Raw genomic sequence first — 26,961 nt, 5'->3', positions numbered from 1 at the left:
GGCTAGCGTCCCGGCCAGTGCGGCGGGCGCTTCTCCTGGAAGGCGCGGACGCCCTCGGCGGAGTCTTCGCTGTCCAGCGCCGCCATGAGGGCGGGGAGCCGGAGGCCACGGGCCTCGGCGGCGGTCAGGTGCGCGGTCTGCGTGACCATCTGCTTGACCGCCCGGACCGAGGTGGGGGCGCAGGCGAGGATCTGGTCCACCCAGCGCTGTACCGCGGCGTCGAGCTGGTCCGCGGGGACCACCTCATTGACCAGGCCCATGGACTGCATCTCTGTGGCCTCGGCCTTCCGCCCGGTCAGGAGCATGCCCATTGCCTGGGTGTACGGGATCCGGCGCACCAGCTGGTGGATGCCGCCGTCGAGCGCCAGACGCCCGACGCGCGGTTCCGTCAGCCCGAAGCGGGCCGTGTCCGCGGCGATCACGATGTCCGCGCCGAGCACGATCTCCATGCCGCCGCCGAGCGCATAACCGTTGACCCGGGCGATCACCGGGATGTCCAGCGTGGTGCGCAGGCTGAGCCCGCCGAACCCGTTCGGGTCCAGGCCCGCCCAGTATTCGAGCCCGGTCTTGTCCACGGCGGAGGCGGACATGTCCGCGCCGACGCAGAAGGCCCGGGTCCCGGCGCCGGTGATGACCACGGCGCGGACATCCGGATCGGCTTCGAGCTGGTCCCAGATCTCGTTGAGCCGGGCCTGCGCGCCGCCGTCGACGGCGTTGAGCACGTGCTGGCGGTCGATGACCACGGTGGCGACGTGGTTCTCGATGGTCAGGGTGACCTGGTCAACGGCGGTGGGAACTGACGCGGTCGTCCCGGCCTCTGAAACGGCGGTCACCGAAGGACCCCCAGCTGCTGCAGGCGCTCGATGGTCTCGGCGTCGAAGCCGTTCTCCAGCAGCACCTCGACGTTGTGTTCGCCGAGGCGCGGGGCCACCCGGCGGATGGTGGGCGGGGTGGCGGAGAGCCGGATGGGTGCGTTGAGCATCTTCACGGTGCCGACGCCGGGGTGTTCGGCCTCGACGATCATGTTGTTGGCGTGTGTCTGCGCATCGGCCAGGGTCTGCTCCAGGGTGTGGACCGGGGCGTTGAGCAGCCCCTGGTCTTCGAGCCGGGTGGTCCAGTATTCGGTGGTGTTGGTGGCCATGCGCTCGCGGAAGATCGCCTGCAGTGCCGGCTTGTGCTTGAACTGCTGTTCGAGGTTGGCGAACTCGGGCCGCAGCGTGAGGTCCTCGTCCAGGCCCAGGGCCTCGGAAATGCGCAGCAGCGGATCCGGGGTGAAGCCGCCCACCATGCAGACGGCGCCGTCGGTGGTTTCAAAGACGCCGCTGAGCGGCATGGCGCCCCAGTTGACCTCGTAGCCGCGGTTGAGCTGCATGCAGGCCTCCTGCATCTGCAGGTGCAGCATGGAGTCGTACATGGTCACCTCCACCTTCTGCCCGACGCCGGCGGACTCGCGGGTGCGCAGTGCCAGCAGGATGCCCTGCATGAGGTGCATGCCCGTGATGTAGTCGCACAGCGTGGTGGGGTAGATGGCCGGTTTCATGTCATCGGACTCGCGCCGCCACATGACACCGGAGTAGGCCTGGGCGATCGCGTCCTGGCCGCCCTTGTGCGAGTAGGGGCCCTCGGGGCCGAAGCCGGTGCCGGAGGCCCAGATGATGCCCGGGTTCTGCTCCTTGAGCTCCTCGTAGCCGAAGCCCATCCGCTCCATGACGCCGGAGCGGAAGTTGCTGACCACGACGTCCGCGTCGGCGAGCAGCCGGCGGAGCACGGCTTTGCCCTCATCGGTGCGGGTGTCCACGGAGATGCTGCGTTTGTTCCGGTTGATGGACAGGAAGATCGGGTTGTCCTGGCCGTCCTTGTCCGGGAACGAGTTGCGGGAGATGTCCCCGGCGCCGGGGCGTTCCACCTTGATGATGTCCGCGCCGTAGTCGCCCAGCAGCTGGGTGCAGGACGGGCCCATGAACACCTGGGTGAAGTCCACGATCTTGATTCCATCAAGCGGGAGCGGGGTGCCGGCCTCAGCGGCGGCGGTTGCCGCCGTCGTGCCTTCTGCTGTTGCGCCTGAGAACAGGTCGTCGATGACGGTGCTCATGCCCCCACCACCGCGTCCACGTCAAGGGTGGCGTTCGACGACGGGACGTCGCCCGGGTCGGCGCCGTGCCGGCGCATGCCCTGCTGGATGTCCAGGGCGGAGACGTCGCGGACGAGGGTGCCGTTCTGGATCGCCAGCGCGGCGGCGACGCCGACTGCCTGGCCCATGGCCATGCAGGGCGGGATCTCGCGGGACATCTTCTGGGCCTCGGGGGTGGCGGAGTAGTGCCGGCCGGCGACGAGCAGCTGGTCAACTTCCTTGGGCAGCAGCGAGCGGAACGGGTAGTAGTAGTCGCGGCCGCGGGCCACGGTGTCGGCGAAGTGGCGGCGGGAAGTGACATCTTCCTTCGTCATGACGTACTCGCCTTCGAGCAGGCGGGTCTGGCGCACGCCCATCTGGGACGCGACGTCGAGCATGTAGCAGTTCTCGAAGCCGGGCAGGTTGGCGCGGACATAGTCCACGGCCTCGGTGATGCGGTCCCGCGCGGCGAACTCGGCGGCCGTCATGTCCGCCGGGTCGACGCCGTCGAAGCCGGTCATGTGCGGTGCGTTGCACCAGACGACGCCGTCGATGGGGGTCTTGAGCCACCACAGTTCCCAGGCGCCGCCGAGGAGGCGCTTGATCTTGCGGTTGATGGCGCGGGCTTCCTTCGGGTTGGCCTGTTCGAAGGCCTCCGCGGCGTTGGTGTCCACGTTGCCCAGGCGGAAGACGAGCGTGGTGAGGTAGCTGTCCTTGACGTAGCTGGCGCCGGCCCGGGAGGCGACGTCGATGTCGCCGGTGGTGTCGATGACGATGTCGGCCATGAAGGCCTGCGGGCCGGACTTGGTCTCGCAGATGACGCCCTTCATGACGCCGTTGTCCACGATGGGGCGGGAGAACCAGGAGTGCAGGCGCAGGTTGACGCCGGCCTCGCGGACGAGGTCGTTGGAGACACGCTTCCAGCCGTCCGGGTCGAAAGCGGCGGCGTAGCAGACCGGTTTGGGGGTGGTGTGGGAGTGGAAGTCGAAGGTGCCGTAGCGGCCCCATTTGTTCCACAGTTCCTCGGAGGTCTTGCGGTCATCGGCCGGCGGGACGATCGCCAGGCCCAGCTTCTGCAGCCGCTCGACGTACTCGGAGACGATGCCGGTGACCGTGATTTCCTGGCCGTTGATCATGTCATCGAGCACGAGGACCATGCCGCCGGAGGCGAGGCCGCCCAGGGCGGAGTAGCGTTCCAGCAGCGTGACAGAGGCGCCCGAGCGGGCCGCGGTGACGGCTGCGGCCACGCCTGCGGGGCCACCGCCGACGACGAGGACGTCGGAGCGGGAGATGACAGGGGCGGTGAGGTCCGCCGTGGTGGTGCTGAGTTCCAGCGACGACATGGCTGTGGACGGGTTCATGTGGGATCCTTACTGTTTCGGCCGAAGTGCCGTTAGAGGCGTGCCGTGGGAACGGGTGCCGTTGGAACGGTGCCGGTGACGTAGAAGACGGTGCCCGGCAGTAACGCGGCAACGCTGACCGCGAAATCGACCCGGCAGAGGGTATGACGCATCGCGGCCCGTTGCGGGCCGTGGTGCGGGCTGTTGGAGGGGTTCCGGCGGACACCGCGGTATAGAAAAGAGGCGTCCGGACCGGAGAGAGGGTGACGGCGGCTAGGGCCGGCGGATCACCACGCGTGAGGTGCGTTAACCCAGATTGCTACGCAGACCTCTTCGTAGCTGTTCTTGTACCAGTGGGGCGTATCCGAGGAGAAGGTGATCGAGTCGCCTTCTTCCAGGGTGTACTTCTCGCCGTCCAGGAAGATGTCCTTCCGGCCGGAGAGCACGATGCCGAATTCCTCGCCGCTGTGCCGGAAAGGAGTGGCGCTGGTGTCGTGGCCTGGCGGACTCACGATCCATTGGGCCTCCAGCGCACCGTTGAGGTCCGGGGTGAGCAGTTCATAGACTGCTTCACCTACGGACTTCTTGGTGACGCCCTTGAGGTTCCGCCGCTCGGCCTTGCGGACCACGGGAGACCTGGTTTCCTCCTGTCCGAGGAAGAACTTCCCCACCGGAATGTCCAGGCCGTGTGCCAGCTGCGCCAAGGTGGTGAAAGAGGGATTGGCCAGGCCGCGTTCGATCTGGCTGACGATCGCCGGGCTGAGGCCAGTGACTTCCGAGAGCTTCGCGAGGGTCATTCCTTTGTCCTTGCGCATGTTGCGGACCTTGTTGCCGACGGTGGCAAGAAGGACGCTTGTGCCGGCGGGGGAATGTCCCGTGACGATTTCGTTGGTCATGCTCCGACTCTCTCTTGGTGAGCTAACACACATAACTATAGTGAAAACTTTTAGCGAATCAAGGTTTTGCTGAATATTTTTGCGGTTCCGGACTGAATCTGCGCCTGACGTGGGGCTTTGTGATCCGGCCTGGGCCCGGCCTGCCGCGGGCGGACGGGACTTCTCCGAAAACCATTGACTCTGTGAAGATCTTCAATATAGTTGTGTGAGCCGCAACACTTTGGGCAGGAACGCTTCAAACAGGTTAGAGTGCACAGCCTTCTGGCGGAAGGTGCATCCGACCCGCGAACCCGTTCTTTTCCTTAAGCAAAGCTGCCGTGACATCTGCCAAGCCATCCGCAGAGCACGATGTTGGCCGGTCACCAGGGACCAGTTCCTTGTTGCCGAGCTGGATGGCCCGTTTGCATTCAAGCGCTACGAAGAGGCATGCGTAGCTATCTGGGCTAACTCGCCTCCCATGTGGCGAGCCGGTCCCGCCCCGCGGACCAAGCCAAACGATAGTTTCGATTGCCGGCGACCCCAACAGGGGTGCCCGCCGGCAATCCGTACCCTCACGCACCCCGAAAGTGCGGGGGAAGGAAAAAGGAATCATGACTGACACTGTCGTCAAGACTGACCTGGAGACCGGCCGCAAGTCCCGGCTATCTCCGGAAGTCCGCCGGGGACTGCTCGGCCTTGGACTTGGAAACACCCTGGAATGGTACGACTGGATGGTCTTCGGCCTACTGTCGGCCTTCATCGGACCCAAGTTCTTCCCGTCGCAGGACCCCGTTGCCGCGACGCTGAGCGCGCTGGCAGTCTTTGCCGTCGGCTTCGCGTTCCGTCCGCTGGGCGGCATCCTGCTCGGCACCTTCGCCGACAGGATCGGACGACGGCGGGTAATGCTCTGGTCCATCATGATGATGGCGATCACCACCCTGATCATTGCCGTGTCGCCGACCTATGACCAGATTGGCCCCGCGGCCGGCGTCATCCTGCTGGTCTGCCGCATCGTTCAGGGCATCTCCACCGGTGTCGAAGCTCCGCTGTCCACCGCCCACGCCGTCGAACTCGTCCCCGAGGGACGCGAGGGCTTTGTCGCCGGCATCATCTCCTTCTACGTCAACGCAGGCATCCTGCTCGCCTCGCTGGTCAGCTACCTCTCGTCCCTGATGCTCGGTGGGGCCGTCATGGCCGACTGGGGATGGCGTGTGCCGTTCATCGTCGGCGCAGCCTTCGGCTTCGTCGTTGTCTACCTCCGCCGGACGCTTCCGGAAACCATGAAGCCGGAAGAACTGGCGAACAACTCCGCCAAGACCGTCTGGGGTGGAGTGCGCAAGCACTGGCTCAGCGTCCTGGCCATCACCTTCGTCGTCGGCGCGGCGCAGGCCTACAACTACGCCTGGAACACCGGCCTCCCGACGGCGGCCCGCACCGGCTTCAAGGAGGACGCAACCGCCGTCTTCGCGCTCACCACCATCCTCGGCGTCGTGCTGGTTGTCGGCAGCCTCATCATCAGCAAGGTCGCTGACGGCAAGTCAATGTCCAAGTGGTTCCTGATCACCCGTGCGCTGGCCATTCCGTCCGTGTTCCTGATGCTGATGTACGTCAAGCCCGGCATCGCCGGCTTCGCGGCCGTCCTCCTCGGCGGCTCGGTTGTACTGGTCCTGAACATGACCCTGTACAACGTGGTCACCAGCTCCCTGATGCCGAAGGGTTGCCGCGGCGCCGGCACCGCGCTCGGCTATGGCCTGGGCGTCGCCCTCTTCGGTGGCACGGCCTCCTACCTCCTGGTCTGGCTCCAGTCCATGAATGCCTCCTGGATCTTCCCCGTTTACGTGGCCGTCCTGTCGGCGCTCAGCATCGTCTTCTACCTGCTCGCCCGGAAGAAGAACGGCATCTTCATCGGCCGGTAGAGCACGCAGCCGGCCACGACCACGGCCGGTTACGAAGACAGCCAGTTACCAAAACAGCCAGACCAGAACACAGGCACGCAAGAACAGCGGTAAGCAGGAACGGAAAGTGGGAACCCTCATGGACGCCAGTCGCCCGGACACAAACGGCTTGCAGGCAAACGTGATCTCCTTTGATCTCGACGCCTCCGACGTGGAGCTTTACGAGGCAGCGCGCGCGCTGTTGCTCACCGCCCACCACAGCGAGAACCACCGGGTGGCTGCCGCCATGCGCGGTGAATCGGGGGCCATCTATCTCGGACTGCACATTGGCGCCAAGCGCATCAACGTGTGCGCCGAATCCAGCGCCCTCGCCAATGCCCGCATGGCCCAGGAGCCAGCAATCCACTCCGTGGTAGCCGTCAGCATGGACGGGCAGGGACACCCCCAGGTCACCAACCCGTGCGGCCTCTGCCGGGAGCTGCTGCGTTCTTACGGAACCGAGACATCTGTACTGGTCGATGCCGGGGGCGAGGTGGGCAAGGTCCGGATCAAGGAACTGCTGCCCTTTCCCTGGATGCGTGCCACCGAAACGGAGTGGGACACAGTTCCGCCCCGCGTTCAGGAACAAGCAAGCTAACGAGCCGCCGCGGCACCCGCATCATCACCGGCGGCAACGGCAGCGGCAGGGCATCACGGAAGGCCGGGACTCACAAAGTCCCGGCCTTCCGGCGTGCCGGGAGGTACCGCCGTCGGGCGGCCCCCGACGCCACACAGAAAGCTGGTGCAGCCGCCGCGTTTCCGCTAAACCACTGCACCAGCAGGTAGTACGAATTTTCTGAATACTATGAAACGTTACTCATTCGCGGCTCCCTATGTCCCGGGGGTTGATGACCGGGTCTCTACGTCTTCTTCCAGGTGCCTCGTCATCAGCCAGCCTGCGCCGGCCATTACTACGCCCATCACCATGAAGGCCCAAGTGTCCATGGTGTTCAGCGACAGGAAGTTGGCCGCCGAATCCACGCCGACGATGAAACCGTAAATGCTAAGGACGATGTACAGCAGACCGGAGCCCATGAGGAAATTCCGGGCGCCCATGGCAGTCCGGGACATGGTCAGGCCGGTGGCGCCGATCGCGAGCTGAACGATGTTCAGCAACATCGACACCTGGAACAGGCCCAGGAACAGGGCCTTGGAATCGGGCCCGAAGAACCTCAGTTCGCTGTAATTCGTAGTGATGCCGGGGATGAACCCCAAGATGCCCACGACGATCAGGACGATACCTGCACCCATGCCGACGTTCTGTACATCTGTCCGACCAAAATGAACGCCGTGCGCATGAGGAGATGCGGTAGTCATTATCTGCCTCCAACCACTGATTGCGGACATTTACAATTTTACGACCGGGGTGTGCAAAAAGCGCCGGGGGCCCCCGACGGCAAATCCGGCGGATCCGGCCAATGTGCCTGTCGGAAACCGGCCGGGTGCCGGGCCCGTGGCACCATGGATCTCGATGAAACTGCGCGCTGATCAGACCGGACAACGTGGCCTTCCCATGCCCCTGTGGCTGCAGGGTGCCCTCGAGTCCGCCCAGGCCGCCGTCATTTCCGCCCTCGTGGTGGTGGCCCCGATCGTCATGGTCTGGGCCACGGCCGGATTCCAGCATGACGGATTCGATGTCCTGGCGCGCCTGGCCGGCCAGGCCTGGCTGCTGATCCACGGCGTGCCCCTGCTGCTGGACACCGCCGGTGCCGGGTCCGCCGCGCAGCCGGAATCCGGGACGCTCTCGCTCATTCCGCTGGGCCTGGCCCTCATCCCGTTCCTGCTCGCCTGGCGTGCCGGACGGCGCCTTGCCCGCGCCTCATATACGGACCAGCTCTGGCAGGCGCTGCTCGGCTCCTGGCTGGCGTACGCCGGATTCGGGATTGCGACGGGCTTCGTCTGCCGCACGGCCGACGTCGGCATCAGCCTGTGGGCCGCCGCGTTCATTCCTCTCGTCCCGTTCGGGCTCGGCATGGTGGTGGGTGCGCGCCGCGAGGCCGGGTCGTGGAGCCGGCTGATCGGCGTCGACGCCGTGGCCTGGCTGGCCCGTACCAGCCAGCACTCCCGTTGGGCCGGATCCTACCTGGGCTCGGCCATCAAGGCAGGCTCGGTGGCGCTGATGGCGAGCCTGGCGATGTCCGCCGCGCTGCTGGCCGTTGACCTCTTCATCCACTGGAACCTTGTGGTCGCCGTTTACGAAGGGCTCGACGCCGGTGCCATGGGCGGCGGTGTCCTCACCATCGTGCAGCTCGGCTTCCTGCCCAACCTCGTCGTCTTTGCCCTGGCCTGGATCTCCGGCGCGGGGTTCGCCCTGGGCGTCGGGTCGCTGGCCGGACCGCTCGGGACCGCCGTCGGGCCGCTGCCGTCCGTTCCGGTGTTCGCCGCGCTGCCGGCCGGTTCCCTCGACTTCGGCTTCGTGGCCCTGGTGGTGCCGGCGCTGGCCGGAGCGCTGGCCGGCTGGTGGTTCCTGCGCGAAGGCGAAAACCACTTCGATGAATGGCTGTCCATCAAGATCCGGGCCCGCTGGTTTACCGCCGCCGCCTCCACCCTGGTGCTGGGTGCGGTGATCGGCTCCGTCGCCGGGCTGCTCGCGGCGGGGCTCGCCTGGCTGGCCGGCGGTTCGGCCGGCATCGGTCGGCTGACGGAGATCGGGCCCGACCCGCTGCGCACGGCACTGTTCGTGGCCGCGGAGGTCGGGATCGGCGTCGTGATCGGCTACGCGGCCGGACCGTGGCTGGAACGCCAGCAGAAGCTGCGCGAGGCAGACCTGGAGACGGTCAGCAGCCGCTAGCCCGGAGTGTGGGTTCGGCTGCTAGCGCAGCTGCGTGGGCAGCTGCCTCGGCAGGGACTTCTCCAGTTGCGTCCTGCATTCCGAGGTTGCCTGCTGCGTCAGGGCGTAGCGGACGCACTGCTGGTAATCGCGGATCTGGTTGAAGAACAGTGTCGAGGCCAGGACCACCAGCAGCATCACCGCCGACACCACCAGTCCGGATATCGCGCCGTACAGAACCAGCCGCGATTCCTTGTATTTCACCGCCCGGACCAGGACCACGATGCCCAGCACGATCCCCGCCACCGTGAGCAGCGCCGTCAGCCACACGTAACCCACGTCGAGCTGGAAGACGAAGAACGAGCCCAGGACCGCGATGACGAACAGCCGGAACAGGGTGTGCGTCAGCCGTGCGGAATCTTGTGCTGCCTGGCCGACCGGTTGCCGGTCGGACTGGCCGCTGCCGGATTCCGTGGGGGGATTCATGTTTTCCAGCCTACGCGAGCGGCCCCATAAGCTAGGACCATGCGCATAGTTGTCCTCGTTTCCGGCACCGGCTCCAACCTCCAGGCAGTAATCGATGCCGTGAAGTCCGGCGCGCTCGACGTCGAGATCGCCGCCGTCGGCGCCGACCGGCCGGGGACGTTCGGGGTGGAACGCTCCGCCGCCGCCGGGATTCCCACGTTTGTAGTGGACTTCAAGGCCTACCCGGACAGGGCGGCCTGGGACGCGGCCCTGACCGAGGCCGTCGTCGGCTTCGCCCCGGATGTGGTGGTGTCCTCGGGCTTCATGCGGATTGTCAGCGCCGACTTCATCGACGCGTTTGGCGGCAAATACCTCAACACGCACCCGGCGCTGCTGCCGTCCTTCCCCGGCGCCCACGGTGTCCGCGACGCGCTGGCCTACGGCGTGAAGGTCACCGGCTGCACGGTGCACTGGGCCGACGCCGGGGTGGACACGGGCCCCATCATCGCGCAGGAAGCCGTGGCGGTCGGGGACGGCGAGAGCGAGGAATCCCGTTCTGAGCGCTCAGAACGGCCCCTGCTGCGAGTCAGTTGGGAGGACGGGCCGCGGGCTGTGGATAACTCTCCTAGGCAGTCCTGGGTTTTGCGACGATGGGTCGATGAAGACACCCCGGCCGCTCCCGGCGCCGCTCGGTTCGGCGCCGTTTACATTCCGGGAGGCAGCCGACGCCGGGGTCAGCCGTCGCCGGCTCAGGCATCCCTCACTGCGGGTTCCGAGCCGCGGGATCCGGCTGCCGGCAGAACACTCCGCTGACGTGAAGCTGAATGCCCGGCCCCTAACTCTTGTCACGCAGTTCTCGGCAGCCTCCCACGCGACCGCCTTCCTGATCTGGGACTTCCCGGGCTTTCTCCCGGGCTCTGGTGCCCCCGCCATCCACATATCTCGTCCGGACTCCATGGCAATACCGCGGCGCAAGGGCGTGATTGGCCATGTCGGGCAATTCTTCGCCGACGAAATCACCACGATCGACGGCGTGCTGGTAACCTCACGGACCAGGACGTGGTTGGACTGCGCCCGGAAGATGAGCATTGACGAACTGACCGTGGTGGCGGACCACCTGCTGCGCCATCCCCGGCCCGAGTTTGAAAGCCGGACCATGCCCTATGCCCGTCCCGGGGAACTGGCCGAGATGCTGGACCGCCACAAGGGAACACCCGGTATCCGCAAGGCGCGGCTCGCCTTGGAGCAGGCCCGAATCGGTGCGGATTCGGCCCCCGAGACGAGACTCCGGCTTGCCCTCTGCCGCTCAGGACTACCGGAACCGGAACTGAACGTGCGCACGGTCCTGCGCTCCGGCGTCGTGCGTCAACCTGATCTTGCCTATCCGGAACACCGGGTTGCTGTGGAGTATGAGGGGGCCGTGCACTCCGACGCGGCCCAGGTCATCCGCGACATCGCCAGGGAAGAGGACTACAGCGGCGCGGGTTCTGAGCGCTCAGAACGGCCCCTGCTGCGAGTCAGTTGGGCGGGGTGGGTGCGTTACTCGAGCCGGCGCTGCTTGGTCTCGGGGGCGAAGAACGCCATCCACAGCACGGAGAGCAGCACGAGGCCGCCGGCCAGGGCGAACGACGTCGCGAGCCCCAGTTCCGGCCACAGGAAGGCCGCGAAAATCAGCGGACCGAACCCGGCGCCGAGCCGGGAGAACGTCGAGGCCCAGCCGAAGCCGGAGCCGCGCAGCTCCGTGGGGTAGAGCTCGGAGACGTAGGTGTAGAGCACCGGGATGGCCACCTGCACCACGAAGCCGAACACCAGGAGCCAGAACACGGCGGCGGTGGGAATGTCCACCACGATCGCCACGATCACCAGCGTCAGCGCGGACAGCGGGCCGGTGATCGCCAGGATCCACTTGCGGCCCACCCGCTCCACCAGCAGGGCGGCCACCACCACGCCCAGGAGTCCGACGGCGGCCATCGACGCGGTGGTCAGGAAGGCCTTGTACTCCTCGAAGCCGGCGCCGATCAGGATCCGCGGCATCCACGTCAGCGACAGGTAGTAGACGAGCAGGATGCTGAAGAACAGGGCCCATGCCGCCGTCGTGATCTTCCAGTTGAACTGCCAGAGGGCGCGCAACTGCGTCCACGCGCTCCCTGCCGAGAGGCGTGGCGCATCCTGCGGTGCCGGCAGGCTGTAGACGCGGGCCTCGGCGCCGGTGGCCTGGACCAGGGCGTCGATCACCTTGGCGGCCTCGTCGCGGCGGCCCTTGCGGATTAGGAACAGCGGGGATTCAGGCACGCTGCGGCGGATCCAGAACACCAGCAGCGCCGGGAGCACCATGACCAGCATGGTCAGCCGCCAGTCCGCGAAGGCCGCGACCAGCCCGGCGGAGACAAAGCCGCAGAGGGCGGCGCCGATCGGCCACCAGCCGTCCATCGCGGTGAGCACCCGGCCGCGCTGTTTGCGGGGGGTGAACTCGCCCACCAGCGCGTAGTCCACAGGGATGCAGCCGCCCAGGCCGAACCCGGCCAGGAACCGGAACACGACAAACCACATGAAGTCGGGGGAGAAGGCGCCGAGCACGGTGAAGATGGAGAAAATCAGCAGGGTCGCGGTGAAGGCCTTCTTGCGGCCGATGGTGTCCGCGATGGTGCCCCAGACGAACGCGCCCAGGGCCATGCCAATGAGGTTCGCCGTGCCGATCCAGGCGGCATCGCCCGGGCTCAGTGACCAGTGCTTGGACAGCAACGGAATGAGGATGCCGTTGAGGGTGACGTCCCAGGCATCGAACATGAAGCCCAGCCCGCCGATCAGGAAGATCCGGCCTTGGACCTTCCACCGCCACGGCAGTTCCTGGACCACCTGTTCGCCGCTGGGCACAGTGGTGTACGTGTTCATCTTGGCCTCCTGTGAAAACTCTACGTGGCCGGGCCGCGGCCCGCGCGTGCTTCACACTCCGGCGCGCGGGAGGGCCCGGTGGTGGGGACGCGATAAACTTGCCGCATCCCCACCACCCGCGGCCCCGCCGCGATATAAGACGGAGACTTTTGTGAGCTTCACTCAGCTTGACCGTGTATCCATCGACCGAGTTCCCATCCACCGGGCACTGATTTCGGTCTACGACAAGACCGGTCTGGAGGAGCTCGCTCAGGGCCTGCATGCCGCCGGCGTCAAGATCGTCTCCACCGGCTCCACGGCCAAGAAGATCGCCGCCGCGGGCATCCCCGTGCAGGAAGTCGAGGAAGTCACCGGCTCCCCGGAAATGCTGGACGGCCGCGTCAAGACCCTGCACCCGCGCGTGCACGGCGGCATCCTCGCGGACCGCCGCGTCCCGGCCCACATGCAGACCCTTGCGGACATGGAGATCGAGCCGTTCGACCTCGTCATCGTCAACCTCTACCCCTTCGTGGAGACCGTGAAGTCCGGTGCCGCGCCGGACGACGTCGTCGAACAGATCGACATCGGGGGCCCCGCGATGGTGCGCTCCGCCGCGAAGAACCACGCCGCCGTCACCATCGTGGTGGACCCGGCATCCTACGGTGCCGTGGTGGAGGCAGCAGCCTCGGGCGGTTTTGACCTGAAGACTCGCCGCAGGCTCGCCGCCAAGGCTTTCGCGCACACCGCGGCCTACGACACCGCCGTGGCCACCTGGACCGCCAGCCAGTTCCGCGACGAGGACGGCGACGGCGTGATCGACTGGCCCGCCTACGCCGGCCTGGCCCTGGAACGCTCCGAGGTGCTCCGCTACGGCGAAAACCCGCACCAGCAGGCCGCACTGTACGTGGACAAGGCCGCCCCGGCCGGCATCGCCCAGGCCGACCAGCTGCACGGCAAGGCCATGAGCTACAACAACTTCGTCGACGCCGACGCCGCCCTGCGCGCCGCCTTCGACTTCGCCGAGCCCGCCGTCGCCATCATCAAGCACGCCAACCCGTGCGGCGTGGCCGTGGGGTCCGCGTCGGCGGCCGACCCGATCGCCGACGCCCACGCCAAGGCCCACGCCTGCGATCCCGTGTCCGCGTTCGGCGGCGTCATCGCCGCGAACCGCACCGTCACCGCCGGGATGGCACGGACCGTCGCCGGCATCTTCACGGAGGTCGTCATCGCTCCGGGCTTCGACGACGAGGCAGTGGAGATCCTGTCCAAGAAGAAGAACATCCGCCTGCTGGCCCTCCCGGACGGATACGGCCGCTACCCGACCGAGTTCCGCCAGGTCTCCGGCGGCATGCTGGTGCAGGCCACGGACAAGGTCGACGCCGACGGCGACACCCCCGCGAACTGGACCCTGGCCGCGGGCGACGCCGCCGACGCCGCCACCCTGGCCGACCTCGCGTTCGCCTGGACCGCGTGCCGCGCGGCGAAGTCCAACGCCATCCTGCTCGCGGACAACGGTGCCGCCGTCGGCATCGGCATGGGCCAGGTCAACCGGCTCGATTCCTGCAAGCTCGCGGTCGAGCGCGCCAACACCCTCGGAGTCACCGTGGAGTCCGATGTCGAGGGTGCAGGCGGGGCGGCTGCCGTTCAGGCAGAACCAGGCGCCGCCGGTGCACCGGAACGGGCCCGGGGCGCCGTTGCGGCGTCAGACGCGTTCTTCCCGTTCGCCGACGGACTGCAGATCCTGGTCGACGCCGGCGTGCGCGCCGTCGTGCAGCCCGGCGGCTCCGTCCGGGACGAGGAAGTCATCGCCGCAGCCAACGCCGCCGGCATCACCATGTACTTCACCGGAGCTCGCCACTTCTTCCACTAGGGCTCGCCCACTCGGGCTGCGGTTCGCGCACAAGGGACCAGCGCAAGAGACCCCCTAGAGACCCCCGCACAAAAAATGGACATGCCCTCCCTATCCGGGGGACATGTCCATTTTCTGTGCCACCGAGTGGGCTGGTGGCCAGTGCCGGGGACATGCTCATTCTTTCCGCGGGACTTGCTCATTTTTCGCGGCAAGGAGTGGGCATATGGCCGGTCCGGGCGACATGCTCATTCTTTCCGCGGGACATGCTCATTTTTCGCGGCTAAGAATGGGCATATGGGGGATATGTCCAGGCTTCGGCGTGTGGGGAGGGCATGTCCCGTGCGACCTGGGGCTGCCTGGGCCAACCGCGGGACATGCTCAGTCTTTCGGTGCGTACCGGGCCAGCCCAAAAGGACATGCTCACGGCTTCAGGAGCTCGAGACCGGCCCGGGCGGACACGCCTATTCTTTCCGGGACATGCCTCCCTTTCCGCGGGACATGTCCATTTTTTGTGCCACTGGGTGGGCTGGCGGCCAGCCCGGGGGACATGTCCATTCTTTCCGCGGGGCATGCTCATTTTTCGTGGCAAGGAGTGGGCATATGAGGGATATGTCCAGGCTTCGGCGTGTGGGGAGGGCATGTCCCGTGCGACCCGGGGCTGCCTGGGCCAGCCGCGGGACATGCCCGTTCTTTCTGGAGCGCAGCGGGCCAGCCGGGTTACATGCTCATTCGTTCCCAAGCGCCGAGAAGCCACCCGGGAGGACATGTCCACTCCTCATGGCTAGGCCCGGACATATGGGGCATATGTCCGGGCCTTCGTGTTAGCGGAGGGCATGTCCAGCGGGCGGGGGGCGATCCGCCGTCGCAGATAAAGCCAGCGCGGGGCCACTGCGTCCTCCCCACTGCTGAAGATGGGACGCAATGACCCCGCGCTGGGGTAAACAGGGTAGACAGGGGAAACAAGCCCGGCCGCGCGGCCCCCGCGAACGGAACCCAGGCCGCGCTGCCCGCGCGGGCCCCCGCGAACGGAGCCCGGCCCCGCGAACGGCCCCCGCGAACGGAGCACGGGCCCCGCGCGAACGGTGCCCGTGCCCTCAGGTCAGGAAGCGGCCGCCGTGGTGTAGGCCTGCTGGATCACGCTGCCCCAGTACGGGCCGTACATCGTGGTGGACTTGCTGCCGTAGCCGTAGCTGTTGATGGAGTTCTGGTAGCCGGCGGCGCTGGTGCCGATGAACCACGGACCGCCTGAGGAACCGCCGGTCATGTTGCAGGGGATCCCCTGGGTGTTGAACTGCGGGTTGTAGGGATCGTTCGTGGCGGTGCCGGAGCAGCTCTTGAGGGATTCACCGTTGAAGGGCGCTGCGGCGGGGTAGCCGAATGACTTGTAGCTCAGGCCGCGGGCGGCGTTGAACTGCAGCCCCGAGCCGCCGACGACGTCGCTCAGGTACTGGCCGTTGAGCGTGGACATGACGGCGAAGCCAGTGTCGTAGGTCATGTCACCCGAGGAGCTCCACTGGGTGGGGGCGTAGAGGGCCTTGGCCGTCCACTTGCCGTAGGGGGCCGCGCCGTTCAGGTACGCCGGGACGAACGTGAACTTGGTGGCGAAGGCGCCCGGGCCCTCATTCACGCAGTGTCCGGCCGTGGAGACCGTGCTCTTGTTGCCGGAGGAGACCGAGTTGCCGGAGCAGACGTAGTTCGTCCCGCCGAGGGTGAAGAAGACCTTGCCGATGTGCGGGACGGGGGTTTCGCTCGCATTGGTCTTGGTCTGGAGCGTCTGGGATTGCAGCTTGGGAGCCGCGGCCTCGACCTTGCTCGGCGCGCCCGTTTCCGCCGGGCCCCTGGCCGTAGTGGCCTTGCCGTTGCGCTTCATGGTCCTGTCGGCCAGGACGTCGCCGGGGACGGCGCTGCGCATGCGTTCCGCGGTCCAGTACTCGGCCGCGCCCGTCTCGGTGACGGTGTGGCTGGCGACATCGGAGGTGGAAACCGGTGCCTTGGCCGGTGCGGGGGAGGCCGTGGCCGCTCCCGCGGCACTCAGGGCCAGCAGCGCGGCGGCCGAAAGAGTCAGCAGGCTGGTGGCCAGAGTCTTGGGTGTTCTCATGGATGTCCTAACCGGTGGAAAAGCGGGGCGGCCGCTGTTGGCGGCCGCTGGATGGACTGAAACTACGGCAATTTGACTAATCTGTAAAGTAACTTGTCAATTTTTGTTATGCCGTGTCGGGACGTCACTCATCCGTCCGCGCACGACGCCGGTAGGCGCCAACGGGGGCACCTCGGGTAAGTTAGGGGTGTTGAGATAACACAAGATTCCGGAAATACCCAGACCTTCAGGGAGACGCCCGCGCAATGGCAAAGATTATCTATACCCACACCGACGAAGCGCCGATGCTGGCCACCTATTCGTTCTTGCCGATCATTGAGGCGTTCGCCTCGACGGCCGGTGTGGAAGTGGAGACCCGCGACATCTCGCTGGCCGGCCGCATCATCGCCGTGTTCGGCGACTACCTCACCGAAGAGCAGCGCGTCAGCGACGCCCTGGCCGAGCTTGGTGCCCTCGCCAAGACGCCCGAAGCCAACATCATCAAGCTGCCCAACATCAGCGCCTCCGTGCCCCAGCTGAAGGCCGCCATCGCCGAACTCCAGGGCCACGGCTACGCGCTGCCGGACTACCCGGACAACCCCTCCTCGGACGAGGAAACGGACATCCGGTCCCGCTACGACAAGATCAAGGGCTCCGCTGTGAACCCGGTCCTGCGCGAAGGCAACTCGGACCGCCGCGCCCCGCTCTCGGTCAAGAACTACGCCCGCCAGAACCCGCACAGCATGGGCGCCTGGACGCCGGAGTCCAAGACCAACGTGGCCCACATGGACGCCGACGACTTCCGCTCGAACGAGCTGTCCGTGGTGATCGAGGCCGACACCAACATCAAGATCCAGCTCGTCAAGGAAGACGGCACCGTCAAGGTCCTCAAGCGTGCCTTCCCGGTCCTGGCCGGCGAGGTCATCGACGGCACCGTGATGCGTGCCGCGGCCCTGGATGAGTTCCTCGCAGCCCAGGTTGTCCGGGCCAAGAACGAGGGCGTGCTGTTCTCAGCCCACCTCAAGGCCACCATGATGAAGGTCTCGGACCCCATCATCTTCGGGCACGTCGTCAAGGCCTACTTCGCGGACCTCTTCGCCACCTACGGTGAGCAGATCGCCGCCGCCGGCCTGAGCCCCAACAACGGCCTCGCCTCCATCCTCAACGGCCTCGAGGACCTGCCGGAGGAGATCCGCGGCGAGGTCCAGGCAGCCATCGAAAAGGGCCTCAACGAGGGCCCCGAACTCGCGATGGTCGATTCCGACAAGGGCATCACCAACCTGCACGTGCCCTCCGACGTCATTGTCGACGCCTCAATGCCGGCCATGATCCGCAGCTCGGGCCACATGTGGGGCCGCGACGGCCAGGAAGCCGATACGCTCGCCGTCCTCCCGGACAGCAGCTACGCCGGCATCTACCAGGTCGTGGTTGATGACTGCCGCGCCCACGGGGCCTTTGATCCCACCACCATGGGCACGGTCCCGAACGTCGGCCTCATGGCCCAGGCCGCCGAGGAATACGGCAGCCACGACAAGACGTTCGAGATCCAGTCCGCCGGCACCGTCCAGATCGTCGACGACGCCGGCACCGTGCTGATCGAGCACAAGGTTGCCCCGGGCGACATCTGGCGCGCCTGCCAGACCAAGGACGTGCCGATCCGCGACTGGGTGAAGCTGGCCGTCACCCGTGCCCGCGCCTCCGCCACGCCCGCTGTCTTCTGGCTGGACAAGGGCCGCGCGCACGACGCCCGGATGATCGCCAAGGTGGAGGAATACCTCAAGGACCACGACACCGAGGGCCTGGAAATCGCCATCATGTCCCCGGACGAGGCCACGGCCTTCACGGTGGAACGCCTCCGCAAGGGCGAGGACACCATCTCGGTGACCGGCAACGTGCTCCGCGACTACCTCACCGACCTCTTCCCGATCCTGGAACTGGGCACCAGCGCCAAGATGCTTTCCGTGGTGCCGCTGATCAACGGTGGCGGCCTGTTCGAGACCGGCGCCGGCGGATCCGCCCCGAAGCACGTCCAGCAGTTGCTTAAAGAAAACCACCTGCGCTGGGACAGTCTGGGTGAATTCCTCGCGCTGGCCGTCAGCTTCGAGCACCTCGCCACCAGCACCGGCAACGCCCGCGCCCAGGTCCTGGCCGACACCCTGGACCGCGCCACCGGCACGTTCCTGCTGGAGGACAAGTCCCCGAAGCGCAAGGCCGGTGAGTTGGACAACCGCGGCAGCCACTTCTACCTGGCCAAGTTCTGGGCCCAGGAACTGGCCAGCCAGAACGACGACGCCGAGCTCGCCGCGGCCTTCGCCGCCGTTTCTGACGCGCTGAACTCCAATGAGGACACCATCACCGGCGAACTCCTGGCCGTCCAGGGTTCCCCGGTGGACCTTGGCGGGTACTACCGGCCGGATGCGGCCAAGGTCGCAGCGGTCATGCGCCCCTCGGCGAAGTTCAGTGAAGTGCTTGCGACGCTGACCAAGTAGTCCCAGCCTCAACGCTCCGGCAGCGCGGTAGGTCGCCACGCAGAACGCCCCGCCTCCCGAAAGGGAGGCGGGGCGTTCCGCTGTCAGTCCGGCGGAGTAATCAAACCAGCCAGATCAGTGCGAACGGCCGGTCAGCGCGGCTGGTCGTGGCCGAAAGGCGGCTCGGGGGCGAGGTCGGGATCGGCGTCCACGCGCTCGAAGGCAGGTTCCGCGCCATATCCCACTTCTTCTTGGAGCGGCACGGCGGTGGTGGCGCCCGGGGCGACTCCGTCCACGCGTCCGCGCCATCCGCCCGTCTCGGCCCCGCGTTCTTCGATGAACTGCTTGAATTTCTTCAGGTCGGCGGCAACCTGACGGGAATCAAGGCCGATGGCCGCGCCGATCTTTTCCGCCGCCGAGTCCGGCTCCCAGGTCAGCTCGACGTTCACCTTCGTTGCGGCCTCGCCGAGATCATCGAACCAGACGGTGCCGGCGTTCCGTGGTTCATCAAGGCTCTCCCACGACACGCGATGGTCCGGTTCCTGCGCGGTGATCCGCGCATCGTACTCACGCCGGACTCCACCGATGCTGGTCTTGAAATGCACAGTGGTGTCGTCCAGCTGATTAACCGATTCCACGCCGCTCATGAAGTGCGGAAATTCCTCGAATTGCGTCCACTGGTTGTAGGCCTGGCTTAGCGGAACATTGACTTCGATGGATTCCTGAACTGTTGCCATGCAGGCGTCACTCCTTCGATTGGCGGACCGCGGTCCGCGATTCTTGTCGTTGACCGGCATAAAGCCGTTCCTCCACGCTAGCGGGCTTCCGCTGAAATGGTAAGCAGGCTGACGATAGTGGCGGCGGAGGCGCCGCGTTCGGTCTGCGGCCAGGTCGATGCCGGTCGCGGCCTCAGGTGTCGTGGAAGCCCGTCCGGCAGCAGGGTAATCGGCGCGCCTTAGCCCTTACCCTTCCCTTTGTCCTTCGACTTCCCCTTTCCGGCCGGGGCCGGGGCCGGGGCGACGGCGGCCGGGGCCGTCCGCGCGGCAGCGACCTGGGCTGCTGCCTGGGCCGCGGCAGCCTGTTCAGCCGCTGCTTTGTCGGCTGCCGCCTTGTCAGCCGCTGCTTTTTCTGCAGCCTTCCGGGCCGCCTCGGCCGCCTGCTGCGCGGTAAGGTCCGCCCGGACGGCGTCAATCGATGACTTGATGCTCTGGTGGCGTCTGAAGGACACCTCGCCGCTCGCGGCGACGGCATCCAGCCGGGTCAGCAGCTCGTCAAGGTGCTTCAGGGAACCCTCCGGGTCGTTGGCGGCTGCAGCCTCGCTGACAGCCAAGACTTCGGATTGAAGTTGACGGGCCGCGGCGCTGCCCAGTTCGGGGGCGGGGGAGCCGCAGCCGGCCAAAGTCCCGGCGGCCAGCAGTCCGGCGAGGAGGCTTGCGGACACCCGATACCTCACCCCGCCGCGGTCTTGCCCGGCGGTTCGCGAATCGCTCATGGTTCCACGCCCTTCTGCAGTTCCTTCAGGTGATCGCCGAGCGGTCCGGTGACGGTGGGGTAGGGGACGACGTCGGGCGCCGCGGGGGCGGACAGGGCGACCGCGATCGTCGCCACGACGGCAAGGACTGCCAGCGCGGCGAGCAGCACGGCCACGCGGGTGCGGGGCCGGGCCCGGAGGAACCATGCGGCCCCCCGCGACAAGGAGCGGCGGCGGCGCGGCCGCAGCGGCAGGGCATCCGGGTCCAGCGAGTTCAGGGGGCGTGTTCTCGACGCCGCAGCCGGTGCGACTCCGGGCCTGGGTGGGCGGGGCCGCCTTGCCGGCGGGGCCGGGAGGACCCGGGTGGGTTCCGCTGTGACCGGTCCCGGCAGCGATCCGGGGGAAACGAGGGCCACACGGAAGGCTGCCTCGAGATCGGCGGCCGCGGGGCGGTCCAACGGGTCCAGGACGGTCATGGCCTGGATGAGCCGGGCCCACTCCTCGGGCACGGCGTCCGGAATGACGGGGGCGCGGTGCAGGCGGGCCACGGCGGATTCGACGGCGCTGCCCGGGTACTCCACCTCGCCCTTGAGGCATTCGAGCAGGACCAGGCCCAGCGAGTAGATATCGCTCGCGGGACCGAGGTCGGCACCGCGGGCCTGTTCGGGACTGAGGTAGGCGGCGGTTCCCACCATGGTTCCCGTGGCCGTCAGCCGGGTCCCGTCGATGATCCGGGCGATGCCGAAGTCTGTGAGCTTGGGCCGAAGCGGCTCTCCCGGCCGGACCGGCACCAGGAGGATGTTGGCGGGCTTGATGTCCCGGTGGACGATGCCGAGGCCGTGGACGTAGGCGAGGGCATCGGCGATCCCGGCGCCGACGACGGCCAACTCGGCCAGCGGCAGGGGACTGTGGCGGATCCGGGTCCGCAGATCCTGGCCGTCCACGAGCTCCATGGTCAGGAAGGGCCGCGGCTCCTCGGGAATCCGGGTGTCCGTCCCGGCGTCGAACAGCGTCACCAGGCTTGGATGATTCAGGGTGGCCAGCAACTCGATCTCCGCTTCCTGGCGGCGAAGCTCGTCGGGATCGGCCGATTGCGGTGCAAAGAGTTTCAGGGCAACGTCCCGGCCAAGGTTCAGGTCCTTGGCCGTGTAGACCGACGCCATGCCGCCCCGGCCAATCACCTCCCCCAGCTGGTAGCGGCCGCCCAAGGGCTCCGCCGTGATGCTGTTGGGCGAACTGTTCACGATGTCCCCGTATCTTCCGTGTGCGCACCGACGGCGCACCTAAAGAATGATAAGGGTAATTAGTATCCGCTTCTGTTCAGAGGGGACCTCCGGTCCCGGCGCCGAAGCGTATTCCCTCACCGGACGCCCCGCGGACGCCCCTCCGCCGGAGCATGCCGTTGGGTCCCCCAGCGGACCCAACGACCTCGCTCCGGCGGTACAGGACCGTGATGGGAGCGGTGGCATGCGCTAGGGCGGGCGGGGCTTGCAGCCGGGTCTCGGCTGCGGACCGGAGCGCTCCGGGTGGGCAGGCGCTGCGGGGGTCAGGCTGGCGGGAATTGGGGTGCCGGAAGCCCGGCGGTGGACGGTCGTGTCCATGGGGGATTCTCCTGGGTGACTGTTGGCGGGCGGCGAAGGCAGCCCGACGGGCCGTGCTCTGTGGAGGCAGAGACGGCCCGACTAGTCAGGGGAAGAACCGGGATCAGCGCTAACGGCTGCGTACTCGTGCTGGAGCGGTCCGCCGATGGCGTCGGCCCCGATGGTGGGCAGGTAGAAGACCAGGCTGGGCATCCACGCAGCCGTTCCGGCAGGCCCGCCGCCGGAGTGCCCGCTGCCGGACCCCGAGCCCGGAGCCGGTGGGAGTGCGTCAGGCGCAGGCAGTCCCGTTCCGCCATGCCATGGGCCCGGACCCGGGTTGCCGGAGGGAGCCGGCGGTTCACCGGTCCCGGCGGGGGCCTTGGCCGGCGGGGCAGCGCCGGACTGGACAGCTGCCGCGCCCCGGGGTTCAGGGATCAGCAAAGCGGGGTAGGCAACTGTGGCACCGGGGGAAGGAGATGCCGGGAAGGGACGGGCCGCCACGGTGCCGGTGGGAGCAGGCGCCTGCAGTTGAGCTGGTGCTGCGTTGGCGGCGGTTGCCTTTGCGGCGGCCGCCGGTGCCGATTCGCCATCGACGGCGGCCGGCGTCCCCGCCGGCGATCCCGCCGCGACGTCGCCGCCTGGAACGATGCCGCCTGGAACGGTGCCGCCTGGAACGGTGCCGCCTGGAACGGTGCCGCCTGGAACGACGCCGTCTGGTGGCCCGGCCGCCGGGTCGCCGGGGAGCGGAGCTGCTGGCTCTGGAACCGGAGCCGCGGGATCGCCGACCGGCGGATCGACGCCGGGAACCGGTACCGCAGGGTCCACCACCGGCGGAACAACACCGGGAACCGGAATCGCAGGGTCCACCACCGGCGGAACAACACCGGGAACCGGAATCGCAGGGTCCAGCACGGGCCCGGTTGCCGGCGGGGTGACTGCCGGCGCAGGGAGCGAAGGGTCAGGGAGCGCCGGGGAGGGGAGTGCCGGGTCCGGTGCCGCCTGCCCAGGGGCGGCGGGCGGTGGCGCGTCGGGAACCGCCGGGTCAGGGGCGGTGTCCGTGGGCCCGTTCGGGTCGGCAGGAACGACGTCGGCGGAAGCTACAACCGACCCCGGAACAGTGCCCGCCGCCCAGGTGCCCGCCGGGACCGCGGGGAGGTCCACGGAAACCACGCCGTCGAGGGAGGGAACAGGGAGGTCGTCGGCGTCCGTACACGAGGCGGCGGCCGCGCTCTCGCCGGCGCCGTCGGCTGTCCCGTAGAACGCGCAGGCGTCGTCCGCCTGCGCAGCCGTGCAGGTCAGTGTCAGCCACGCGGCGCCGGCGACGGCGGCCAAAAGCACGCGGCGCAAGGGGCGCAGGGGGCGCAGGGGGCGCAGGGTGCGGCCCGCGCGGGAGGACGCTGCTGCAGGATCCATGCGCGCACCCCCGCTCCCGGAAGACTGGACAATTGCCTACAGGGTAAGTCGGCCTCAACAGGAGAGTCCAGAGCGGGGCCGAAACTGTAGGCATACCGAGACACTTGGAATGCGCCGGGTCCGTTGTCTGGGGCGAGGAAAGTGGGAGGCGGTTAGTGGGCGTCGTTGGGGTAGCTCACGCCGAGCTGCGCGCGTACGCCGTCGAAAAGCCGCATGGTGTTCAGGGAGTCCTCCAGCGGCATGACCGGGCTCTCGGTGAGGCCCTGCTGGATGCACCGCGTGACCTCCCGGAGCTCGTAAGTGTAGCCACGTCCCACCACCGTGAACTGCTCCGTCCGTGGCCCCTCGAAGCCGATCCGGACCAGCAGTTCCTTCGGGTTGTTGATGGAGCCCGGGCTCTGGAGGTAGCCCTTGGTGCCGGCGACGGTGGCCGTGCGGGGGCCGTAGGCCATCAATGACGAGGTCAGTTGGGCCTGGGCGCCGTGGTGGTAACCGAGCGTCAACGCATTCTGGGCGTCGACGCCGTCGTCGTTCAGCCAGCCCGTGGCGCTGACCGTTTGCGGGAACCCCAGGGTGCCGAGCGCCCAGAGCAGGGGATAGACCGTCATGTCCAGCAGGGCGCCGCCACCGTCCTTGGGTGCCCAAAGCCGGGAACCGGGCGAGTACGGCGCCGGAAAGCCGAGGTCGGCGCCGACCCATTTCACCTCGCCGATCTCGCCCGAGGCAGCGATCTCGAACGCCCGCTGCATGCTGGGCAGGAACCGGCTCCACACCGCCTCCATCAGGAAGACTCCGTTGGTCCGGGCCGCCGCGATCAACTCGGCTGCTTCCCGGGCATTGATCGTGAGGGCCTTCTCGCACAGCACGTGCTTGCCGGCGTTGAGGGCGGCGAGGGCTATCTTGTGATGGTGGGCGTGCGGGGTGGCGACGTAGACGACGTCGACGGCGTCATTGGCGAGCAGGCGGGCGTAGCCACTCGCGCCGTTCTGGTCACCGTAGGCGTGGACAAAGCCGTAGTCGGCCGCGAACGCGTCCGCGGCCGCCTGTGTGCGGGAGCTGACGGCGTACAGTTCCGCATCCGCCAGCAGCCCAAGGTCGCGTGTGACCGAAGCGGCGATCCCGCCGGTGGCGATGACGCCCCAGCGCAGCCTGGCGCCGGTGGCTGTGCGGGGATCCTGGTCCGGCTGGCTGAACAGCCACGGCTTTGCGATGAGGGCAGACATGGTGCCATCTTCTCACCCAGGGGCGGGCGGGCCGCAGTGTTGACGGCCCTGGCATGGCGGAGGTTCGACGCGGAGATCCAGTCTCACGAAGTTCAGCCCCGGCGGCTCGACGCCGGAGCCGCGGGCGGGCCCCCAAGGCCTGCCCGCAGCTCCGACGCCTAAGCCCCCGCAGCTCCGCCGCCGAAGCCCCCGCAGCCGGGCGGACCACAGGGGGTCGGCCGCGGCTGGAGTTCAGCAGCCGGTACTCAGCCGGCCGGTCCTCAGGGGGTCGGCCGCGGCTGGAGTTCAGCAGCCGGTACTCAGCCGGCCGGTCCTCAGCCGGTCAGGGCCGCCGTCGCACGGGTCCGGGCCGTTTCCTCCGTGAGCCGGCCCTGCTGGAGCCGGAAGCGCCGGTCCGTCTTGTTGGCCAGGGCACGGTCGTGGGTGACCACCAGGATGGTGGTGTTGTGGTCCCGGCTCAGCGTGCTGAGCAGCTCGATGATGTGCTCGCCTGTCTGTTCGTCCAGGTTGCCGGTGGGTTCATCGGCCAGGATCAGTTTGGGTTCGTTCGCCAGCGCCCGGGCGATCGCCACCCGCTGCTGCTCGCCGCCGGAGAGCCGGTTGATGCGCCGCCCGTGCTTGTCCGGATCGAGCTGGACCTGTTCGAGCAGCTGCCGGGCCCGCTCCGCCCGCGCGGCCTTTCGCACGCCGGCGAATTCCATCGGCAGCATCACGTTGTCCACGGCCGAGAGGTTCGGGATCAGGTTGAACTGCTGGAACACGAAGCCGATGTCCCGGCGCCGGTAGTTGGTCAGTTTCCCGTCGGGCATGCTGGCCAGGCTCACGCCGTTGACCACCACGTCGCCGCTGGTGGGCTTGTCCAGCGCTCCGAGCAAGGAGAGCAGGGTGCTCTTGCCGCTGCCGCTCTTGCCCACGATCGAGGCCAGCGTGCCCTGCTCGAGCTCGAAGCTGACATCGTTGACCGGCTTGATGGTCCGGTCGCCGGACTTGAACGTGCGGACCAGGTTCTTGACTTCGATCATGGCTATTCTCCTCGGAGGACTTCGATGGGACGGATCCGGGCGGTGAGCAGGGCCGGGACGAGCGCGCCGATGATGGCGACGCCGAAAACTGCGGCGATGCCCGCGGCGATCACGCCGGGGGAGGCGCTCGCCGTCACGGAGGTCAGCAGCTGGCTTGCCCCGCCCAGCGGTCCGCCCGCCCCGCCCGGGAACCCGCCCCCGGGAAAGCCGCCAGCGCCGCCGCGCTGGCCGGTGGCCGCCGCGCTCGTGCTGCTGCTTGAACTGATGAGGGCGCTGGCGATGCCGCCGCTGGCAAGGGAGGCGACGGCGGCGCCCACCACGCTGCCCATGGCCACCAGCACGAGGGCCTCCAGCACAAACTGCAGGCCGATGGTGCGGTTCGGGGCGCCGATGGCCTTCAGGACACCGATCTCGCGGCGTCGTTCGCGGACCAGCATGACCATGATCAGGAGGATGATCAGGCCGGCGGTGCCAAGGGCCGCGACGAAGGCGATGAAGGAAATGTTCTTGACGCTGTCCAGCGAGCTGACGGCGGTCTCAAGGTTCCGCTGGCCCTGGGTGACGTCGGCCTTGTCGGAGCCCAGCGCCGTCTGCAGGGCGGTCTTGGCGGCGTCGACGTTTTCCATGCTGTTGACCGTGACGATCATGGTGGAGAGTTCGTCCGGGAGCGCGGCGAGGGTCTGGGCGGTCGGCAGCGTCACGTAGAGCGCATTGTTGCCGAACGCGGTCCCGGCGTCGAACATCCCCTGGACGGTGAAGGTTTTATCACCGATGGTGAACGTCGAGCCCACGCTGAGGCCGTTCTTGGTGGCCAGGGTGGTGCCCAGCAGGGCGCCGGTGGACGCGGCGGTGTAGTTGCGCAGGCCGGTGCCCTGCGTCAGCTGCAGGGCCTTGCCGGTGGAGTCCATCTCGGCGCCGATGCCCGTTGCAGTGATGGGCAGCGAGAACGCCGGCGCGGCCTGCGCAGTGCTGCCGGTACTGCCCGCGGTGCTGCTTCCGGAGGCGCCGGTACTGGCTTGGTTACGGTTGCCGAGGGTGCCGGCGTCGACGGCGGCCGTGAGGCTCGTGGTGACGGAGGTGGCCGACTGGCCGCTGGGGCCGCCTTGGCCTGTCCGTCCTGACGCGGCCTCGGCGGCCATGTCAGCGGCGTTGCGCAGGCGCAGCGCCTTGGTGCCGACCACGCTGCTGACGTTGGGGACGGCCGCCGCCGTGGCCGCCTGGGCGGACGTCAGCGGCTCGCCGCCGCCCTCGAAGCCCTGGCCGCCGGCCGGGTTCACGGTCAGGACCGTGCCCACCGAGGCGTTCAGCTCGGCAACCTTGCCGGTGACGGCCTGGTTGGCCACGAGCATGGCCAGGGCAAGTCCAATGGCTACGGCCAGCACCGCCACCACAGCGGCGGTCCTGACCTTGTTTCGAAAGGCGTTGCCTACACTCCGGGCAAGAACGCTCACGGTGCTCCTAATTTTTCTTGGGTGTCTATGGGGGATCTC

20 protein-coding genes and 1 pseudogene are annotated in these 26,961 nt (G+C 67.8%); 6 read left to right on the top strand and 15 right to left on the bottom strand.

The window, feature by feature from the left end; all coding sequences use genetic code 11:
• Nucleotides 1-2 precede the first annotated feature (2 nt).
• From AC1D0A_RS17375 to AC1D0A_RS17360, 4 genes are all read right to left on the bottom strand, one after another.
• Nucleotides 3-833 carry an enoyl-CoA hydratase-related protein gene (locus AC1D0A_RS17375; RefSeq protein WP_243180276.1) on the bottom strand — a complete coding sequence of 277 codons (831 nt, stop codon included), beginning with the start codon at nucleotides 831-833 and terminating at the stop codon, nucleotides 3-5.
• A complete protein-coding gene (locus tag AC1D0A_RS17370; RefSeq protein ID WP_476946384.1) occupies nucleotides 830-2,092 on the bottom strand; it encodes a CaiB/BaiF CoA transferase family protein in 1,263 nt (420 codons plus the stop codon). The genes AC1D0A_RS17375 and AC1D0A_RS17370 overlap by 4 nt, the downstream gene beginning before the upstream one ends.
• Complete coding sequence (locus tag AC1D0A_RS17365; RefSeq protein WP_476946383.1) at nucleotides 2,089-3,471, bottom strand: FAD-dependent oxidoreductase; 1,383 nt, start codon at nucleotides 3,469-3,471, stop codon at nucleotides 2,089-2,091. The genes AC1D0A_RS17370 and AC1D0A_RS17365 overlap by 4 nt, the downstream gene beginning before the upstream one ends.
• Before the next feature lie 266 nt (nucleotides 3,472-3,737).
• Nucleotides 3,738-4,346, bottom strand: coding sequence for a helix-turn-helix domain-containing protein (locus tag AC1D0A_RS17360; protein WP_028277301.1), 609 nt, complete (start codon nucleotides 4,344-4,346; stop codon nucleotides 3,738-3,740).
• Between the two features lie 590 nt (nucleotides 4,347-4,936).
• Here AC1D0A_RS17360 and AC1D0A_RS17355 point away from each other — a divergent pair.
• Both AC1D0A_RS17355 and AC1D0A_RS17350 read left to right on the top strand, forming a co-directional pair.
• The gene (locus tag AC1D0A_RS17355) at nucleotides 4,937-6,241 is read left to right on the top strand and encodes an MFS transporter (protein WP_459384138.1); all 1,305 of its coding nucleotides are present in this window, start codon (nucleotides 4,937-4,939) and stop codon (nucleotides 6,239-6,241) included.
• 106 nt (nucleotides 6,242-6,347) lie between these two features.
• Nucleotides 6,348-6,857 carry a cytidine/deoxycytidylate deaminase family protein gene (locus AC1D0A_RS17350; protein WP_476946382.1) on the top strand — a complete coding sequence of 170 codons (510 nt, stop codon included), beginning with the start codon at nucleotides 6,348-6,350 and terminating at the stop codon, nucleotides 6,855-6,857.
• Nucleotides 6,858-7,090: 233 nt separating this feature from the next.
• Here AC1D0A_RS17350 and AC1D0A_RS17345 read toward each other — a convergent pair whose 3' ends face one another.
• Entirely contained in the window at nucleotides 7,091-7,510 is a 420-nt protein-coding gene (locus AC1D0A_RS17345) for a DUF4383 domain-containing protein (RefSeq protein ID WP_476943929.1), read from the bottom strand.
• 220 nt (nucleotides 7,511-7,730) lie between these two features.
• Here AC1D0A_RS17345 and AC1D0A_RS17340 point away from each other — a divergent pair, with 220 nt between their 5' ends.
• Nucleotides 7,731-9,050: a cell division protein PerM gene (locus tag AC1D0A_RS17340; RefSeq protein ID WP_476946381.1), complete on the top strand. Its 1,320-nt coding sequence runs from the start codon at nucleotides 7,731-7,733 to the stop codon at nucleotides 9,048-9,050.
• A gap of 21 nt (nucleotides 9,051-9,071) precedes the next feature.
• Here AC1D0A_RS17340 and AC1D0A_RS17335 read toward each other — a convergent pair whose 3' ends face one another.
• Entirely contained in the window at nucleotides 9,072-9,515 is a 444-nt protein-coding gene (locus AC1D0A_RS17335; protein WP_243180256.1) for a hypothetical protein, read from the bottom strand.
• Between the two features lie 39 nt (nucleotides 9,516-9,554).
• Between AC1D0A_RS17335 and purN the strand changes: the two are divergent.
• Nucleotides 9,555-10,058: pseudogene (purN, locus tag AC1D0A_RS17330) on the top strand (phosphoribosylglycinamide formyltransferase); the annotation flags it as partial.
• 975 nt (nucleotides 10,059-11,033) lie between these two features.
• Here purN and AC1D0A_RS17325 read toward each other — a convergent pair.
• Nucleotides 11,034-12,386, bottom strand: coding sequence for an MFS transporter (locus AC1D0A_RS17325; RefSeq protein WP_243180242.1), 1,353 nt, complete (start codon nucleotides 12,384-12,386; stop codon nucleotides 11,034-11,036).
• A gap of 151 nt (nucleotides 12,387-12,537) precedes the next feature.
• Here AC1D0A_RS17325 and purH point away from each other — a divergent pair, with 151 nt between their 5' ends.
• Nucleotides 12,538-14,235 carry a bifunctional phosphoribosylaminoimidazolecarboxamide formyltransferase/IMP cyclohydrolase gene (gene purH / locus AC1D0A_RS17320; protein ID WP_476946380.1) on the top strand — a complete coding sequence of 566 codons (1,698 nt, stop codon included), beginning with the start codon at nucleotides 12,538-12,540 and terminating at the stop codon, nucleotides 14,233-14,235.
• A 1,081-nt stretch (nucleotides 14,236-15,316) separates the two neighbouring features.
• On the opposite strand, the gene AC1D0A_RS17315 is transcribed toward purH, so the two are convergent.
• A complete protein-coding gene (locus AC1D0A_RS17315) occupies nucleotides 15,317-16,315 on the bottom strand; it encodes a trypsin-like serine peptidase (protein WP_476946379.1) in 999 nt (332 codons plus the stop codon).
• A gap of 245 nt (nucleotides 16,316-16,560) precedes the next feature.
• Here AC1D0A_RS17315 and AC1D0A_RS17310 point away from each other — a divergent pair, with 245 nt between their 5' ends.
• The gene (locus AC1D0A_RS17310) at nucleotides 16,561-18,783 is read left to right on the top strand and encodes an NADP-dependent isocitrate dehydrogenase (protein ID WP_476856615.1); all 2,223 of its coding nucleotides are present in this window, start codon (nucleotides 16,561-16,563) and stop codon (nucleotides 18,781-18,783) included.
• 131 nt (nucleotides 18,784-18,914) lie between these two features.
• Here AC1D0A_RS17310 and AC1D0A_RS17305 read toward each other — a convergent pair whose 3' ends face one another.
• The 7 genes from AC1D0A_RS17305 to AC1D0A_RS17275 all read right to left on the bottom strand — a co-directional run bounded on the left by AC1D0A_RS17305 (nucleotide 18,915) and on the right by AC1D0A_RS17275 (nucleotide 26,922).
• A complete protein-coding gene (locus tag AC1D0A_RS17305) occupies nucleotides 18,915-19,499 on the bottom strand; it encodes an SRPBCC family protein (protein ID WP_476946378.1) in 585 nt (194 codons plus the stop codon).
• 218 nt (nucleotides 19,500-19,717) lie between these two features.
• Entirely contained in the window at nucleotides 19,718-20,254 is a 537-nt protein-coding gene (locus tag AC1D0A_RS17300) for a mucin-associated surface protein (RefSeq protein ID WP_243180225.1), read from the bottom strand.
• On the bottom strand, nucleotides 20,251-21,480 hold the full coding sequence (locus tag AC1D0A_RS17295; protein WP_476943541.1) for a serine/threonine-protein kinase: 1,230 nt from the start codon (nucleotides 21,478-21,480) through the stop codon (nucleotides 20,251-20,253). Before AC1D0A_RS17295 ends, AC1D0A_RS17300 begins: the two co-directional genes overlap by 4 nt.
• Nucleotides 21,481-21,915: 435 nt before the next feature.
• On the bottom strand, nucleotides 21,916-23,226 hold the full coding sequence (locus AC1D0A_RS17290) for a hypothetical protein (protein ID WP_476946377.1): 1,311 nt from the start codon (nucleotides 23,224-23,226) through the stop codon (nucleotides 21,916-21,918).
• A 152-nt stretch (nucleotides 23,227-23,378) separates the two neighbouring features.
• Entirely contained in the window at nucleotides 23,379-24,449 is a 1,071-nt protein-coding gene (locus AC1D0A_RS17285; protein WP_028277315.1) for a Gfo/Idh/MocA family protein, read from the bottom strand.
• Between the two features lie 314 nt (nucleotides 24,450-24,763).
• Nucleotides 24,764-25,471, bottom strand: coding sequence for an ABC transporter ATP-binding protein (locus AC1D0A_RS17280; protein WP_243180213.1), 708 nt, complete (start codon nucleotides 25,469-25,471; stop codon nucleotides 24,764-24,766).
• 2 nt (nucleotides 25,472-25,473) lie between these two features.
• Entirely contained in the window at nucleotides 25,474-26,922 is a 1,449-nt protein-coding gene (locus tag AC1D0A_RS17275) for an ABC transporter permease (protein ID WP_476946376.1), read from the bottom strand.
• Nucleotides 26,923-26,961: the final 39 nt, after the last annotated feature.

It is taken from the genome of Arthrobacter sp. P1_D4 (assembly GCF_056406115.1).
Note: the sequence above shows the minus strand (reverse complement) of the source record. Positions and strands in the feature narration are given on the sequence as shown.